The sequence below is a fragment of the Mesorhizobium sp. genome (assembly GCF_041661565.1).
GTDB lineage: Bacteria > Pseudomonadota > Alphaproteobacteria > Rhizobiales > Rhizobiaceae > Mesorhizobium.
Genome location: NZ_JBAZUD010000015.1, coordinates 1 through 15,550 on the forward strand (window position 1 = coordinate 1; position 15,550 = coordinate 15,550).

A 15,550-nucleotide genomic window follows, 5' to 3' on the forward strand; every position below is an offset into this window, starting at 1 on the left:
GCGGCCATGTCTTGTGTCGCGCCGCTCTTCACCGTCACCAGGATCACGTCCGCCTCGCGCAGGGCGGCCGCCGGATCGGTGGTGATCCTGAGTGCGTCCGATGGGACCGAGCGACCGCGGCCGTCGACGTCGGTGACGAGCAATCCTCCCCGCAACGCCGCCGCGATGCGAGGCCGGGCCAGCAGGATCACCTTGCGCCCTGCGAGCAGCAGGCAGCCGCCGGCATAGCATCCGACGCTGCCGGCGCCGGCAATGACAATCGTCTTGTCCGCGTCCGCCATTCCGTCGCTCCGTCCGCGCCCGCGATTATACGACATGAAAACCATAATGTCGGCAGATGGTCGGCCATTGCGCTGGCCCCCATGTCTGGCCGTGACAGGCCATGCGCTTTCGACTATCGCTTTTGCCATGACGCTGCCGACCGACCCCGCCGCCAACCTCGCCGCCCTTATCCGTTGTGCCTCGGTGACGCCCGCCGAAGGCGGCGCGCTGAGCGCGCTGGAGGCGATGCTGAGGCCGCTCGGCTTCCTGGTCGACCGACCGGTCTTCTCCGAGGATGGCACGCCCGATATCGAGAACCTCTACGCGCGACGTTCCGGCAATGGCCCGCATCTGATGTTCGCCGGCCATACCGATGTCGTGCCGGTCGGCGACGAGGCCGCCTGGACGCATCCGCCCTTCGCCGCCGAAATCGCCAATGGCGAGATGTATGGCCGTGGCGCTGTCGACATGAAGGGCGGCATTGCCTGTTTCGTCGCAGCCGTGGCGCGCCATGTCGAGGCCCATGGCGGCCCCAAGGGCTCGGTCTCTCTGCTGATCACCGGCGACGAGGAGGGCCCTGCGATCAACGGCACCGTCAAGCTGCTCGACTGGGCGGCTTCGCGGGGCGAGAAATGGGATGCCTCGATCGTCGGCGAACCCACCAATCCGGACGCGCTCGGCGACATGATCAAGATAGGCCGGCGCGGCTCGCTGTCCGGCGCCATCACCGTCAACGGCCGCCAGGGCCACGCCGCCTATCCCCAACTCGCCGACAATCCGGTGCGGGGGTTGATCAGCCTGGTCGACGCCCTCCTGTATCCGGTCTTCGACGAGGGGACGAAGGATTTCCAGCCGACAAATCTCGAGGTGACGTCCGTCGATGTCGGCAACCCGGCCACCAATGTCATCCCGGCCAAGGCGACCGCGCTCTTCAACATCCGTTTCAACGACACCTGGACGGCGGAAACCGTGCAGGCGGAAATCCACAACCGGCTGGACCAGGCTGCCGGCCGCAAGAAATACCGGCCGGGCAAGGACACGCCGGTCGACTATGATCTCGTCTGGCGCGACCGGCCGAGCCATGTCTTCCTGACCCGCGACGACCGGCTGGTCGAGACGCTGAGCGGTTCGGTCGAGGCCGTCGTCGGCAGGCAGCCCACGCTATCGACCTCGGGCGGCACATCGGATGCGCGCTTCATCAAGGACTATTGTCCGGTGGTCGAGTTCGGGCTGGTCGGCAAGACCATGCATATGGTCGACGAGCGAGTTGCCCTTGCCGATCTCGAAACGCTGACGCAAATCTACCAGCGCTTCATTGAAGACTGGTTCGAACGGGGCTGAGCAGGATGCTTTCGGCGGAAGAGACCCAAGCTTCGCTGATCGGCGCCTGGCGACTGATGCTCGGCAAGGTCGATGGACTGCGTCTGCTCGACCTGTCGGCCGACGGGTTCTGGAATTCCTTTTTCGCCATCGTCGTCGCCGCGCCGGCCCTGATCGTCGGCTGGGTCGGCACGGCCAACCAGATCGGCGATCCCAATGCGTTCGCGGGGCGCCTGGGTATGTTGATACGCCTGGCCACCGTGGATCTGAGTTCGTGGATGCTGCCGCTATTGGCGCTTGCCCTGGTCGCCCCGCGCGTCGGCATAGGCGACCGGTTCGTCCACTACGTCGTTGCCAGCAACTGGGCGTCGGCGATCACTGCATGGATCATGCTGCCGTCAGCGCTGATCCAGCTCGTATTGCCGCCACCCAATGAAGTTTCCGACCTGGTGTGGCTGTTTCTGTTTGCGCTGTCGCTGGTGCTGACCTGGCGAATGACTGTCGCGGTGATCGGCAAGGGTATGGCTGTCGGCGCCGCTGTGTTCGCAGGCATGCTGGTTGCGTCATTCGTCGTCCTCTACAGCCTGGCCACGGTGCTCGGTATCACCGTGCCGACGGCGGCCGGGAGCTAGAGCAATTCCAGGAAAAGTGTGAAACGGTTTTCCGTCCGGAATTGCGTCAAAACAAAAAGTTAGAGCGGTTTGCCGTTTCCGTGAAACGGTGAACTGCTCTAACTTTCGGGATAATCGACACCAACGAGAAAGAGCCCATCCGGCGGCGCCACCTGGCCGCAGGCGGCTCGATCCCGTGCATCGAGTGCCGCTTTCAGGTCGGCCGTGGTCCAGCCCCCTTCGCCGACCCGCTTGAGCGAACCGACCATTGAGCGCACCTGGTTGTGCAGGAAGGAGCGTGCCGAAGCCTTGACCTCGATAAGGTCTCCCTCCCGGCTCACATCGATCCGCTCCAGCGTCCTGACCGGGCTGTTGGCCTGGCATTGGGTCGAGCGGAACGTGGTGAAATCATGCCGTCCGAGCAGGACCTTTGCCGCTTCGTGCATGGCGTAGGCGTCGAGCCTCTTGGGCACCCACCACACCTTGCCCTTGTCGAGCGCCGCCGGCGCGCGGCGGTTGACGATGCGATAGATATAGTGGCGGCCGGTGGCCGAGAAGCGCGCGTCGAATGCATCCGGCACCGCCGTCGCCTTCAGCACCGCGATGCGGTCGCCGGCGATCTGCAGATGCGCGTTGATGGCGTCGCGCACCTTCTCGCTTGGCCAGGCCTTGGCGAGATCGACATGCGCAACCTGGGCGGTGGCGTGGACGCCGGCATCGGTGCGGCCGGCGCCGCGCAGCGTTACCTGCTCGCCACAGAATTTCCCGATCGCCTGCTCGATCGCCTGTTGCACGGAAGGCTGGCCGGCCTGGCGCTGCCAGCCGGCGAAGAGACCGCCATCATACTCGATGTCGAGACGGAAACGCGGCATATCCGCGGGCCTTCGCCGCTCAGGCGGCGAGGGCGGCGAAGGCCGAGGCGTAGACCAGCCTTCCGGCATCGGGCGCGTCGCCCCAGGCCAGCGCCTGCAGCGACTCGCTTTGGTATCCGCTCTCGAAGTTCTCGGCGCGCGCGTGGGTGTAGCCGAAACGCCCGTAATAGGCGGGATCGCCCAGAACCACGGACAACGTCTCGCCTGCGTCCCTGAGGCGGATATGCGCCTCGCGGATCAGTGCGCCGCCGATGCCGCTGCCGTGATACGAAGGCTCCACCGCCAACGGCGCAAGCGCCACGGCGGCGAAGCTCTTGCCTTCGCCTTGCACCAACAGCCGCGAAAACAGGATGTGGCCGACGACCTGGCCTTCCTCTTCCGCCACCAGCTCGGCAACGGCATCACCGCCGGTGACCAGCGCGTCGACCAGCCCGGCCTCCGCCTGCTGGCCGAAAGCGTGTTCCTCGACGAGGCGGATGGCCTCGCGATCCCGCGGCGTCGCCGCGCGTATCGACATCATGCTCATGAGAATGCCATTCCTTTTTCGATCCTGGTCCCGCGCAGGAATTCCGATGCGACAGCAGGTCTTCCGCCCGCCCGTTGAACTTCGACCAGCCTGACCGCGCCCGACCCGCAGGCGACGGTGAACCGATCGTCGAGAATTCCACCCGGCTCGCCAACGCCGTCCGACAGCGTCGAGCGGAGCAGTTTCAGGCGCTCCGTGCGGCCGCCAATAACAAGCTCGGACCAGGCGCCGGGAAAGGGCGACAGGCCACGGATGGTGTTGTGGACGTCGGTCGCCGGCCGGGTCCAGTCCACGCGCGTCTCGGATTTATCGATCTTGCGGGCATAAGTCACCCCGTCCACCATTTGCTTGGTAAATGTCAGGCTATTGGCTTCCAGCCGCGCCAGGGCTTCCAGCATCAGGGCAGCACCGAGCCTCATCAATCGATCGTGCAGGTCGCCGGCCGTCATGTCCGGGTCGATGGCGCATTTTTCGACCGGACCCACCGGGCCGGTGTCGAGGCCCTCCTCCATGCGCATCACCATCATGCCGGTCTCGCTGTCGCCCGCCATGATGGCACGCTGTATGGGTGCAGCCCCTCGCCAGCGCGGCAGAAGCGATGCATGGCCGTTGATGCAGCCGAGCCTGGGCGCGTCCAGGACCGCCCTCGGCAACAGCAGGCCGTAGGCGACGACCACGGCGATGTCGGCCTGCACGGCACGGAATGCCTGCTGCTGGGCGTCGCCCCTGAGCGAAGTGGGTGTCCGGACCTCGATGCCCAGCCGTTCCGCCTCGCGCTGCACCGGCGACGGCGTCAGTTCAAGGCCGCGCCGTCCAGCCGCGCGCGGCGGCTGCGTGTAGACCGCGGCGATGTCGTGCCCGGCCTGCGAGATCGCGCGCAGGGTCGGCACGGAAAAGTCCGGCGTTCCCATGAATATGACGCGAAGCGGCATTGTCGTCCCATGTCCTGTCTTCCGCCCGGCCGTGAGCCGGCTCAGCTATCCGCTTCAAACGGGTTTATGAGCTTCAGGTCAAGGCCATCGAAGTCGCGAACATTGCGCGTGGCAAGCGTCGCACCGTGCGCAAGGCAGATCGCAGCGATCATCGCGTCGCAAAGGCTTATAGGGCGTCCGATACTCTCTCGTCGTGCCCGCAGCTTCCCGGCAAGTCGAGGGATCGAAGCGGAAAATTCCACGATACGACCGGCAAACTGCTGCGTGATCAGCTGATCGAGCACCCGAACGTAACGGTCCGATCCCGTCTTGCTCAAAAACCGTTCGGCACCGAAAGACTGCTCCATGATGACGGGCCCGCACATATAGAGTGCGAGAAGGTCCTGTTTGCGGAACCACGCGGAAACACTCGGATCGGGCAAAGGCTTGCTGGCTTCGGACACAACATTGGTATCGAGGACGATCACTCGAAATCCTCGACCGGGCGCCCGAAGTCGCCTTTCCTGGCTGCTTCGATCTCATCCATTATCTCGGAAAACTCATCGTCAATGGCGTTTTCCGCGGCGAATGCCGAACGAATAGCATCCCATGCCGAAAGCCTCGTTTCCGGCCGTGCTTCTTTTTCAGCAACCATACCTTTCCGCAAGAGATCGATCGCCTTGCCTGACAAGCTCTGGCCCCCCTTGTGTGCCGCCTGTTCAATCTCGCGCTTCAAAGGTTCGGGAATGTCCCTGATCAGCATGTCGCCCATCATCAACTCCAACGCATGATATCAATGATATCAAAGCTAGGTCCCGAGATCAACGAGCTCCGAGGATCTCCAATGACCAAGCATCGTGAACAGCGCCCGGCCTGATCGAGCCTAGCCCACCAGCTTGCCCGGAGCCTTGTCCTTGGCGAGCTTCTTGAATTTCTTCACCACCATGTCGCGCTTCAGCTTCGAGATGTGGTCGATGAACAGCACGCCGTTGAGATGGTCGATCTCGTGCTGCAGGCAGGTCGCCATCAGCCCTTCGGCTTCCATCTCCTGCAGCTTGCCGTCGCGGTCGAGATACTTGACCCGCACCGAGGCCGGGCGTTCAACCTCGGCGTAATAGTCCGGGATCGACAGGCAGCCTTCCTCGTAGACGGAGCGCGCGTCGGCGCTCTCCAGGATTTCAGGATTGATGAACACATGCGGCGCCGGCGTCTCGTCTTCCTTGGCGAGGTCGATGACCAGCATGCGGACCGGTTCGCCGATCTGGATCGCCGCCAGTCCAATGCCGGGCGCGTCATACATGGTCGCCAGCATGTCGTCGGCCAGCTTGCGCAAGGGTGCGTCGACGCGTTCCGCCGGCTTGGAAACCTGGCGCAGGATGGGGTCGGGAAGGATGATGAGCGGCTTGATCGGCATGGCGTTCCACGTAAGACGTCCAGCCAAAAGCGTCAACCTGTGGGTCCGGGTCTCGTTCCCGTTTTGATCTGTGACGGCGGCGCGAATCGTCTATGCTGTCCACATGAATGACCTGACATCGATCCTTTCGGAGCCTGTCGCCCGGCTTGGCGCCTCCACGGTCACGCTCGGCCACGCGCTGGCCTTTGGCGCCCTGCTGTTTCTTGGTCTCTTCATGGCGCTTGTCATCGCGCTGTGGCGGTCGGCCAAGGCGCGTGCCATTGCCGCGGCCGAGGCTGCGGACCATGCCCGCGATGCCGAGGCGCGCATGGCTGGCATCTTGCAGTCCCAATCGGAGATGCAGGGCCGCATGGGCGCGATCGCCGAAGTTTTCGGCGCACGGCAGGCGGAACTGACGCAATCGATCGGCCAGCGGCTCGACGCCATGACCGGCCGCCTTGGCCAGACCATGACCGAGCAGACCCGGTCCACGCATGAGAGCCTGGCCAAACTGCAGGAGCGGCTGGCCATCATCGATGTCGCGCAGGGGAATATCCAGTCGCTCGCCGGGCAGGTCGTGCAACTGCAGGCGATCCTCTCCAACAAGCAGACGCGCGGTGCCTTTGGCCAGTCGCGCATGGAGGCAATCGTCGCCGATGGCCTGCCGCATGGCGCCTACGAGTTCCAGGCGACTCTGTCGAACGGTAGCCGCCCGGATTGCCTGGTGAAGATGCCGAACGGCGCGCCGTCGCTAGCCATCGATGCCAAGTTTCCGCTCGAGGCCTGGAATGCCATCCGCGCCGCCGATGGCGCCGAACTTCAGAAGTCCGCCTCGCAGGCTTTCCGTCGCGACATCGAGATCCACGTCCGCGACATATCGGAAAAGTACCTGATCCAGGGCGAGACGCAGGACACCGCCTTCATGTTCGTGCCGTCGGAATCGGTGTTCGCCGAGATCCACGAGAATTTCGAGGCGATCGTCCATAAGGCCCACCGCGCCCGTATCGTCATCGTCTCGCCGTCGCTGCTGATGCTGTCGATCCAGGTCATCCAGGCCATCCTCAAGGACGCCCGCATGCGCGAACAGGCGCATCTGATCCAGGGCGAGGTCATCCGCCTGATGGAGGATGTGGCGCGTGTCGATGAGCGCGTGCGCAAACTGCAGGTGCATTTCGGCCAATCGGCCAAGGACATCGATGACATCCTTGTTTCGACATCGAAGGTGACTAAGCGCGGCCAGAAGATCGAGGCGCTGGAGTTCGGCGTTCAGCCCGACGGTGATGCCGCCGCGGACGCTGCGTCACGCACCCCTGCCGCAAAGGCCGATACGAGTACCCGGGTTGCCGACTCGAAGACCGGCCAGCTCAGGCTGAGGGTTGTCGAAGGGGACGATTGAGGCGTGGCGCCGCCCGGCGCTATTGCTCTTCCACGGTGGTCATACCCTGGAATTCCGGCAGCCAGTGCAGCGCCGAACGATGCCATTTCTGCAGTGTCGGAATAAGCTCCTGGCGTTGCCGTGCGGTCCCAACGCGAATGCCATAGACCTTCGGGCCATCTCCGACCGACGTGGCGTAAAGATGTGAACCACAGTCGGCGCAGAACGCCTGCTCGCGCCTGGCGCCGCTCGCCACGGTCTTGATGTAGACTTTCGGCGCGCCCTTCGTGATACGGTAGTTGCTTTCGGGCGCCGGAACCGTCACGCGGAAAGCCGTGCCCGTCAGTTGCTGGCAGTCCGTGCAGTGGCAGACGGTCGTCTTTTCCGGGTCGACCTCCGCCTCGTAGGTGATGGCGCCGCAATGGCACCCGCCGTCGATCTTCATCTTCCTTCCTCCAAGCCGCTTCAATCTAGCCGGTCAAAATATTGAGGCAATGGCGTCGCGCTAGTCCAGGACTGGATCGGACGCGGTTTCGATCAGCTTGCGCCGCTTCTTCCAAGTGCCGGTGGTCTGGGGCTTCACGAACAGCCGCGTGATCTCCGGCATCTCCTTCTTCAGCTGCGCCTCCAGTCGCTCGACGCAGGCTTCGATTTCCGGCGCCGTCAGATGATCCTCGAACTCGACGCTCAGTCCGGCGACGATCTCTGTCGGCCCCATATGCACGGTCAAAACCCCGTTCGCCTGCTGCACCGCCGGATCCTTCTGCACGATCGCCAGGACCTGTCTCTCCACCTCGGGCGATGCCGGCTCGCCGATCAGCAGGCCCTTGCTCTCGCGCGCCAGGAAGATGGCCGTCGCGCCGAGGACCAGTCCAATGCCGATCGAGGCGGCGCCATCGAGTTCCGGCATCTCCAGCAGTTCCGCCGCGAGAATGCCGACGAAGGCGACGATCAGGCCAAGCAGGGCCGCGCTGTCCTCGAACAGCACGGTGTAGACGCTCGGATCCTTGCTCGATCGCACGGCCCGCAGCCAGCCTTGCTTGCCCTTCTGCTGGCGGAACTCCTTCAGCGCCACCAGCCAGGAGCTTCCCTCGAACAGGAACGACAGGCCAAGGACGATATAGTTGACCTTGACATTGGCGACCGGCTCCGGGTCCATCATGTGGGCCACCCCCTCGTAGAAGGAGACGCCCGCGCCCAGCGCAAAGACCAGCAGGGCGACGATGAAGCTCCAGAAATAGAGTTCGCGGCCGTGGCCGAGCGGATGCGTGCGGTCGGCGGGGCGGGCCGCGCGATGCATGCCGTAGAGCAGCAGGCCGCCATTGCCGGTGTCGACCAGAGAATGCACGCCTTCCGACAGCATCGCCGAACTGCCGGTGAAGAAGGCGGCGCCGAACTTGGTCAGCGCGATGGCAAGGTTGCCGGCGAGCGCTGCGTAGATAACCCTTTTCGAGCCGCCATGCCCGGCCATGGTTTGGTCCCCGTTCAATGCATGCGTTTTAGCGGCCAGACGGCCGAAGCTACCACAACGCGCGAACGGGTGGGTCGTTCAACGCTTGATCTGTTAAGGTCTGGCGAAGGCCTGCTACTCGACGATCTCGTCGGTCCACACCTTGAAGCTTTCCAGCATGCCTGGTCCGAACGTATGGGTCAGCGGGACGTCGGCGGCATCGCGGCCGGAGGCGATCAGGATGCGGCCGATGCGAGGCGAATTGTTGCGCGGATCGAAGACGTGCCAGCGGCCGCCGAGATAGACTTCCATCCAGGCCGCGAAATCCATGCTCGACCACGGCTTCGGCATCCCGATGTCGCTGATATAGCCTGTGCAGTAGCGTGTCGGGATGTTGAGAGCCCGGCAGAAGGTGACGGCGAGATGGGCGAAGTCGCGGCAAACGCCGCTCTGCTCGCGGTAGGCTTCCGCCGCAGTGCGCGTCGGCCGCGCATTGCCGTAGCTGAAGACGATATGGTTGTGGACGAAGTCGCAGACCGCCTGCACGCGCGCAATGCCGAGCGGCGTATGGCCAAACAACCGCCATGCTTCGTCAGCCAGAAGGTCGCTCTCGCAAAACCGGCTCGGCAGCAGGAACAGCAAGGTCTCCGACGGCAGGTCGCGCACCTCGTGCTGCCAGGCCAACAGGTCGGTCATCTCGAACGTGCCGGGATCGCGAATGACGGCGTCGGTGCCCAGGGTGAAACGTCCGGGCGGGGCGACGAACCGGCTGCACCAATTGCCGAAACTGTCGCGATAGCTCTCGATGGGGACCGGCGGGTCGGAGATCAGGAAGTCCGGCCGCTCAAGATCGGAGGCTCGGGAATAGTGGACATTCAGCATCGCGATGAGCGGCGTTTCCTGCCGAAAGTCAAAGCTCATCTCGCAGCCGATATGGATTCGCATTTTCGTCCTGACCGTCCTGCCCGTTCATCACACGGCGGAGGCCGGGCCGATGCTGCAGTGCGAAGACGATAATGGCATGGACCGGCATGGTTTACGAGAAAATTAGAAACCGGTTGAAAGCGTCTGGCCGACAGCTGGTTGGTGCGCGAACCCCTTGCGGTCCGACCCTTCTCTTGTTTCAATTCGCTTCCCGCAATCGGAGAAACGAATCATGGCTAAAGGCGCGATGAAGGCCGGCAAGGAAGCCCGCAAGCCGAAGAAGGATGCCAAGAAGCCCGCCCCCGCCCCGGCCCTGAAGGCGCCGCCGGTCAAGGCGATGAAGCTCAAGGACAAGTAAATCCGGCCAATCCGTTTTGGTCAGGATGATGGCCGGCAACATTGTTATGTCGCCGGCCTTTGTTGATCAGGCGCGCGAGATTCCCATATTGCCGTGGCGGGGACGACCTCGCGCCCCCGAAATCAGGCCGGGACGACCCGCCATTCCTTGGTCGAGCATCGGTCCGATGCTCGGATGGAGCGTTCCCGATGTCATGGATCCTGCTGTTTTTCGCCGGCCTGTTCGAGGTCGGTTGGGCGACCGGCCTCAAATACACCGATGGGTTCTCGAAGTTGGTGCCGACTGTCCTGACGGTGGCTTCGATGATCGTCAGCCTCGCTCTGCTCGGCCTGGCGCTCAAAGTGCTCCCCGTCGGTACCGCCTACGCGGTCTGGACCGGCATCGGCACGGTTGGCACGGCGCTGCTCGGCATCTGGCTGCTCGGCGAGCCGGCCACCGCGATCAGGCTGGCCTGCATCGCGCTCATCGTCTGCGGCATCGCGGGGTTGAAGTTCGCGGCCTGAGCCTGGCCGTCGTCAGGACAAACGCCTTCAGGGCCGCTGAAAGGCGACCCTGATCTGCAACAGATGGCTTGACCCGAAGGTCTTAGCGGGCGGAGAAACCCGGAGGCGTTCTGCCGGTGCGCTGCTTGCGGGCCGCGTAGCGCGCATCGCGCTTGGCCTTGCGCTCGGCTTCATCGGCGAGCAGACGGGCGATACGCTCGTTCTCCTCGGATTCCTTGATCTTCGCTTCCGCGAGCGCCGCTTCTTCGGCCGCAAGGCGGGCTGCTTCGGCCGCTGCCTCGCGCTCGGCCTTCTCGATCGCCTCGCGCGCCAGCTTTTCCTGCTTCAGCCTAGCCTTCTCGGCCTCGCGGATTTCGCGGGCCTCGAGGATCGCCTTGCGTTCGGCCTGCCGTGCCAGCACCGCTGGATCGTCCGCCGCCGGCTTCGACTTGAAGCGCTCCAGAAGCGCTTTCTTTGCCTCGTTTGCGGCATTGCGCCGCTCGAACACGTCTTTTTCCCTGTAAATAGCCAAGTCCACTTCCCTGAAGTCAATTCGCGACGCTTACATACGCGCGAAAACCGAGAGTTCAAGCGCCAAAACGGCATGGCAGCCATGAAATTGTTGGCTGTTGCAGCCGGGAGACGCCTTTTCGACCGAACCGATATGCACTGTTCACCCATCCGCCTCTGGCGGCCAAGCAAGTCGGCCGCTACCTCTAGCCCGAAAACTCGACATCAGGATGACACTGGAATGGAACTCGGTCTCTATACTTTCGCCGACGTCAGCCCGCAGCCGGGGCCTGGCGCCATCAGCCCGCATGAGCGGCTGCGCAACCTGATGGAGGAGGTCGAACTGGCCGACCAGGTCGGCCTCGACGTCTTCGGCCTCGGCGAGCATCACCGGCCGGACTACGCGGCGTCGGCGCCGGTCGTGGCGCTGGCCGCGGCCGCCGAGCGCTCGAAGCGCATCAAGCTGACCAGCGCGGTCACCGTCCTGTCCTCCGACGATCCGGTGCGCGTCTTCCAGCAGTTCGCCACGCTCGACCTTCTGTCGGGCGGGCGCGCCGAGATCATGGCCGGGCGCGGCTCATTCATCGAATCGTTTCCGCTGTTTGGCTACAATCTCGAGGACTATGACGAGCTGTTTGCCGAAAAACTCGACCTGCTGCTGGCCATCCGCGACAGCGTGAACGTAACCTGGTCCGGCAATCTGCGTGCGCCGATCAACGATCGCGGCATCTATCCGCGCCCCTTCCAGGACAGGCTGCCGGTCTGGATCGCCATTGGCGGCACGCCTCAATCCGCCGCCCGCGCCGGTGCGTTGGGCCTGCCCCTGGCTTTGGCCATCATCGGCGGCGAGCCGGCGCGCTTCGCGCCGCTGTTCGATGTCTATCGCGAGGCGGCCAGACGCGCCGGCAGTGACCAGGCCGGCCTCGCCACCAGCATCAACGTGCACGGCTTCATCGCCGAAACGACCGAGCAGGCGGCCGACGATTTCTACGGTCCGCAGGCGGAGGTGATGAACCGCATCGGCCGCGAACGCGGCTGGGGGCCGACGTCTCGGGCGCATTTCGATCAGTCGCGTGGTCCGACCGGCGCATTGTTCGTCGGCAATCCCGAACAGGTCGCGGAAAAGATCGTCGCCCATCACAGGATCTTCCAGAACGACCGTTTCCTTCTGCAAATGGCAATCGGCACCATGCCGCACGCCAAGATCATGAAGGCGATCGAGCTGTATGGCACCAGGGTGGCGCCGATCGTGCGCAAGGAAACGGCCACCGCCGCGCCAGAGCCTGTGGCCTGACGCATGTTCCCTGCTGATCTGGCCCCCCGCTGATCTGGCCCCCCCTGCTGACTTGGCACTGGAACCTTGGCGGGGCGCGCACGTTTGAGAGGATTCGCCCCGTTGGCGGTGCGTGGGGGAAGAGATGAAAGCCGAACCGATCGCTTCGTCCGCCAGTGTTGTCGAGATCTCGGATCAGCGCGCCGCATCGTTGGCCGACATCCACCTGATGCGCTCGCTGCTCATTGGCATCTTCATCTTCATGGCGACCGGCGCGCTCTACTTCGGCCGCGCCTTCTTCATGCCGGTCATCCTGGCGTTCCTGCTCACGCTCACGCTCACACCGATCGTTCGCTTCCTGCGCAAGCGCGGCATCCCCGAGTTTGTCTCGGCGACGATGCTGGTCCTGCTGTCGATCTTTGTGTTCGCCAGCGCCGGCTACCTGCTGAGCGGGCCAATCATCGACCTCATGAACAACACGTCGTCGATCGGCCAACAACTGACCGAGCGGCTGGCGCAATTCAAGCAACCGCTTGCCCGGATGATGGATCTCTCGCACCAACTCGAGGCACTCACGGAGACGGCGCAGGAGCCGGGTATGCAGAAAGTCGCCGTGGCCCCATCCGGCATCCTGTCCACGGCCGCGGGCAATCTCCTCGAGGCCGGCACCAGCATCACCATCGTCTTCGTGCTGTCGCTGTTCCTGCTGGCTTCGGGGACACTCTTCTACGAGAAGATCATCCAGTCCTTCGCCAGCCTTTCGGAAAAGAAGCGCGCGCTGCGCGTCGTCTACGACGTGGAGCGCGAGATCTCGCACTATCTGCTCACGGTCGCCATCATCAATACGGGGTTGGGCTCCGTGATCGGGCTCGGCCTCTGGGCTCTTGGCATGCCGAATCCGCTGGTCTGGGGCGCGGCCGCGGCGATGCTCAACTTTCTCCCCTATGTGGGCGCGCTGATAACCATCGTGCTTGTCGCGGTCATTGCCCTCATCAGCTTCGACACGATCTCCTACGCGCTCCTGGCGCCCGCTTTCGTGCTGTTATGCGACATCATCGAAGGCCAGTTCGTGACGCCCATGGTGGTCGGCCGGCGCCTCGAGATCAACGCCGTGGCGATCTTCATCGCCATCGCCTTCTGGTCCTGGCTCTGGGGCTTCGTCGGCGCCCTGATGGCGGTGCCGCTGCTTGTCGTCATCAAGGTGTTCTGCGACCATTTCGACGGGCTTAGCCACGTCGGCAACTTCCTCGCCGCCCAGCAGACCACGACGGTCGAGGATGAGGTCGTCGCCGACACGCAAGCGACGAATGGCTGATCAATATTTTTGAATTTGCGGCGTCGCCGGACGCTTCCTACATGCGGTGTCACACAGGATGCCGCTCCATGACCGCCCTCTCCGTTCTCGATCTGTCGCCCATCGTCGAAGGCAGCGATGCCTCGCAGTCGCTGGCCAATTCGCTCGACCTTGCCCGTCACGCCGAACGGTTGGGCTACAAGCGCTTCTGGCTGGCCGAACATCACAACATGCCGGGCATAGCCAGCGCGGCAACGGCTGTCGTCATCGCCCATGTCGCCGGCGGCACCAGGACCATACGCGTCGGCGCCGGCGGTATCATGCTTCCCAACCATTCGCCCCTGGTCATTGCCGAGCAGTTCGGCACGCTGGCCGCCCTGCATCCGGGCCGCATCGATCTCGGCCTCGGCCGCGCGCCCGGCACCGACATGGGCACGGCGCGCGCCCTGCGCCGAAACCTCGATGCCGGTGTCGACAATTTTCCGCAGGATGTCATCGAGCTGATGGGCTACTTCCAGCCGGCCGAGCCGGGCCAGCGCGTCCACGCCGTCCCCGGCGAGGGCCAGAAGGTGCCGGTCTGGATCCTCGGCTCCAGCCTCTACGGCGCTCAACTCGCCGCCATGCTCGGCCTGCCCTACGCATTCGCCTCGCATTTTGCCCCGGCGGAGCTCGATCAGGCGCTGGACATCTATCGTTCGCGCTTCCAGCCCTCTGAACAGCTCGACAAGCCGCATGTCATGCTTGGCCTCAACGTTTTCGCGGCGCCCACCGATGCCGAGGCGCGGCTGTTGTTCACCTCGCTGCAGCAGGCCTTCGTCAATTTGCGCACGGGAAAGCCGGGAAAATTGCCGCCGCCTGTCGAAGGGTATGAAAGCAGTCTCGACCCGATGGCAAAGAGCATGCTTGGCCAGGCGTTGTCCTGCGCCGTTGTTGGCTCCCCCGAAACGGTCAGGCAAGGCATCGACGCCTTCATGCGCCGCACCGGCGCCGACGAGCTGATGGTCACCGCGCAGATGTTCGATCACGCGGCCCGCGTGCGATCGTTCGAGATCCTGGCCGACGCCCACAAATCGCTGTCGCAAGCGGCCTGAACTCGTTTTCTGCCCAACCGGCGCTTTTGCCGACGGCGACGTTTTGCTAAAGGCGGCTGACCCTCGGGAAGATCGGGCACTCCGTGACGAATGACCATGACGCGCGCATGCGCTTTGCAATAGAGCTGGCGCGGCGCGCCGGCGAGCTTGCGCTCAACTATTTCCGCGACCTGGAAAACCTGACCATCGAGAGCAAGGGACATCAGGACCTGGTCTCGCAAGCTGATCGCGAGGTCGAACTGTTCATCCGCGCCGCCATTGCCAGGGACTATCCGCAGGATGGCATCATTGGCGAGGAGCATGCCTCGGTCGCCGGCTCGACCGGCTATGTCTGGGTCATCGATCCCATCGACGGCACCGCCAATTTCGTGCGCGGCATTCCGGCCTGGTGCGTGGTGATCGCTTGCGCCAGGGATGGCGAGGCCGTTGTCGGCGTCATCCACGAGCCATCGACCGGCGAGACGTTCCACGGCAGGCGCGGCGGCGGCGCCTTCCTCAATGGCAGGCCGATCAGGACGAGCGCCGCCACGAGCTTGGAAGAAGGCTCGGTGGGCACCGGTCTCTCCAATCGAGCCGAGGCCGAAAATGTCGCCGTGCTGATCAGCAGGATCCTGGCCGAGGGCGGCGTCTTCTTCCGCAATGCCTCCGGCGCCTTGATGCTCGCCTATGTGGCCTCCGGCCGGTTGCTCGGCTATGTCGAGGAGCACATGAACGCCTGGGATTGCGTGGCCGGGATGCTTGTGGTCGAGGAGGCCGGCGGCACCATCGTGAAGCCCGATCCCAGGACGGTGCTGGGCGACGGCACGCTGGTGATCGCCAGCGGCAAGACTGTTTTCCCCAAGCTGCGGGAACTCTGCGAGCAAGCCTTCAAGCTCTGAACCCGAGGTCACGTCAGGCGA

At 64.1% G+C, this 15,550-nt stretch carries 20 protein-coding genes; 9 read left to right on the top strand and 11 right to left on the bottom strand.

Annotated features, from left to right (window positions below; genetic code table 11):
• The coding region (locus WC739_RS04645) for a 2-dehydropantoate 2-reductase N-terminal domain-containing protein (protein ID WP_372951845.1) at positions 1 to 281 on the bottom strand (281 nt) is incomplete at its 3' end.
• A 127-nt stretch (positions 282 to 408) separates the two neighbouring features.
• On the opposite strand from WC739_RS04645, the gene dapE reads away from it, so the two are divergent.
• Both dapE and WC739_RS04655 read left to right on the top strand, forming a co-directional pair.
• Positions 409 to 1,602: a succinyl-diaminopimelate desuccinylase gene (gene dapE / locus WC739_RS04650; protein WP_372951846.1), complete on the top strand. Its 1,194-nt coding sequence runs from the start codon at positions 409 to 411 to the stop codon at positions 1,600 to 1,602.
• Between the two features lie 5 nt (positions 1,603 to 1,607).
• Complete coding sequence (locus WC739_RS04655; RefSeq protein WP_372951847.1) at positions 1,608 to 2,213, top strand: transporter; 606 nt, start codon at positions 1,608 to 1,610, stop codon at positions 2,211 to 2,213.
• Between the two features lie 98 nt (positions 2,214 to 2,311).
• Here WC739_RS04655 and truA read toward each other — a convergent pair whose 3' ends face one another.
• The 6 genes from truA to def all read right to left on the bottom strand — a co-directional run bounded on the left by truA (position 2,312) and on the right by def (position 5,915).
• The gene (gene truA / locus WC739_RS04660) at positions 2,312 to 3,064 is read right to left on the bottom strand and encodes a tRNA pseudouridine(38-40) synthase TruA (RefSeq protein ID WP_372951848.1); all 753 of its coding nucleotides are present in this window, start codon (positions 3,062 to 3,064) and stop codon (positions 2,312 to 2,314) included.
• A gap of 19 nt (positions 3,065 to 3,083) precedes the next feature.
• The gene (locus WC739_RS04665) at positions 3,084 to 3,590 is read right to left on the bottom strand and encodes a GNAT family N-acetyltransferase (RefSeq protein WP_372951849.1); all 507 of its coding nucleotides are present in this window, start codon (positions 3,588 to 3,590) and stop codon (positions 3,084 to 3,086) included.
• Positions 3,587 to 4,522 carry a methionyl-tRNA formyltransferase gene (fmt, locus tag WC739_RS04670; RefSeq protein WP_372951850.1) on the bottom strand — a complete coding sequence of 312 codons (936 nt, stop codon included), beginning with the start codon at positions 4,520 to 4,522 and terminating at the stop codon, positions 3,587 to 3,589. Before fmt ends, WC739_RS04665 begins: the two co-directional genes overlap by 4 nt.
• 41 nt (positions 4,523 to 4,563) lie before the next feature.
• On the bottom strand, positions 4,564 to 4,989 hold the full coding sequence (locus WC739_RS04675) for a type II toxin-antitoxin system VapC family toxin (protein WP_372951851.1): 426 nt from the start codon (positions 4,987 to 4,989) through the stop codon (positions 4,564 to 4,566).
• Entirely contained in the window at positions 4,986 to 5,273 is a 288-nt protein-coding gene (locus WC739_RS04680) for a plasmid stabilization protein (RefSeq protein ID WP_372951852.1), read from the bottom strand. Before WC739_RS04680 ends, WC739_RS04675 begins: the two co-directional genes overlap by 4 nt.
• Before the next feature lie 111 nt (positions 5,274 to 5,384).
• Complete coding sequence (def, locus tag WC739_RS04685; protein ID WP_224665061.1) at positions 5,385 to 5,915, bottom strand: peptide deformylase; 531 nt, start codon at positions 5,913 to 5,915, stop codon at positions 5,385 to 5,387.
• Between the two features lie 103 nt (positions 5,916 to 6,018).
• Here def and WC739_RS04690 point away from each other — a divergent pair, with 103 nt between their 5' ends.
• Positions 6,019 to 7,290: a DNA recombination protein RmuC gene (locus WC739_RS04690; protein ID WP_372951853.1), complete on the top strand. Its 1,272-nt coding sequence runs from the start codon at positions 6,019 to 6,021 to the stop codon at positions 7,288 to 7,290.
• 19 nt (positions 7,291 to 7,309) lie between these two features.
• On the opposite strand, the gene WC739_RS04695 is transcribed toward WC739_RS04690, so the two are convergent.
• The 3 genes from WC739_RS04695 to WC739_RS04705 form a co-directional block, all read right to left on the bottom strand.
• Positions 7,310 to 7,714 carry a GFA family protein gene (locus WC739_RS04695; protein ID WP_372951854.1) on the bottom strand — a complete coding sequence of 135 codons (405 nt, stop codon included), beginning with the start codon at positions 7,712 to 7,714 and terminating at the stop codon, positions 7,310 to 7,312.
• 60 nt (positions 7,715 to 7,774) lie between these two features.
• Positions 7,775 to 8,740 carry a cation diffusion facilitator family transporter gene (locus tag WC739_RS04700; protein ID WP_372951855.1) on the bottom strand — a complete coding sequence of 322 codons (966 nt, stop codon included), beginning with the start codon at positions 8,738 to 8,740 and terminating at the stop codon, positions 7,775 to 7,777.
• Between the two features lie 114 nt (positions 8,741 to 8,854).
• Positions 8,855 to 9,664: a transglutaminase family protein gene (locus WC739_RS04705; protein ID WP_372951856.1), complete on the bottom strand. Its 810-nt coding sequence runs from the start codon at positions 9,662 to 9,664 to the stop codon at positions 8,855 to 8,857.
• Between the two features lie 211 nt (positions 9,665 to 9,875).
• Between WC739_RS04705 and WC739_RS04710 the strand changes: the two genes are divergently transcribed.
• On the top strand, positions 9,876 to 10,001 hold the full coding sequence (locus WC739_RS04710; protein ID WP_013528464.1) for a hypothetical protein: 126 nt from the start codon (positions 9,876 to 9,878) through the stop codon (positions 9,999 to 10,001).
• A 188-nt stretch (positions 10,002 to 10,189) separates the two neighbouring features.
• A complete protein-coding gene (sugE, locus tag WC739_RS04715) occupies positions 10,190 to 10,504 on the top strand; it encodes a quaternary ammonium compound efflux SMR transporter SugE (protein WP_372951857.1) in 315 nt (104 codons plus the stop codon).
• A gap of 82 nt (positions 10,505 to 10,586) precedes the next feature.
• Here the strand turns inward: sugE and WC739_RS04720 are convergent, their stop codons facing one another.
• Entirely contained in the window at positions 10,587 to 11,015 is a 429-nt protein-coding gene (locus tag WC739_RS04720) for a DUF6481 family protein (RefSeq protein WP_372951858.1), read from the bottom strand.
• Positions 11,016 to 11,234: 219 nt separating this feature from the next.
• Here WC739_RS04720 and WC739_RS04725 point away from each other — a divergent pair, with 219 nt between their 5' ends.
• The 4 genes from WC739_RS04725 (at position 11,235) to WC739_RS04740 (ending at position 15,529) form a co-directional block, all read left to right on the top strand.
• Positions 11,235 to 12,287: an LLM class flavin-dependent oxidoreductase gene (locus tag WC739_RS04725; protein ID WP_372951859.1), complete on the top strand. Its 1,053-nt coding sequence runs from the start codon at positions 11,235 to 11,237 to the stop codon at positions 12,285 to 12,287.
• A gap of 124 nt (positions 12,288 to 12,411) precedes the next feature.
• Entirely contained in the window at positions 12,412 to 13,581 is a 1,170-nt protein-coding gene (locus WC739_RS04730; RefSeq protein WP_372951860.1) for an AI-2E family transporter, read from the top strand.
• Positions 13,582 to 13,649: 68 nt separating this feature from the next.
• Positions 13,650 to 14,651: an LLM class flavin-dependent oxidoreductase gene (locus WC739_RS04735; RefSeq protein WP_372951861.1), complete on the top strand. Its 1,002-nt coding sequence runs from the start codon at positions 13,650 to 13,652 to the stop codon at positions 14,649 to 14,651.
• Between the two features lie 107 nt (positions 14,652 to 14,758).
• Positions 14,759 to 15,529: an inositol monophosphatase family protein gene (locus WC739_RS04740; RefSeq protein WP_372951862.1), complete on the top strand. Its 771-nt coding sequence runs from the start codon at positions 14,759 to 14,761 to the stop codon at positions 15,527 to 15,529.
• Positions 15,530 to 15,550: the final 21 nt, after the last annotated feature.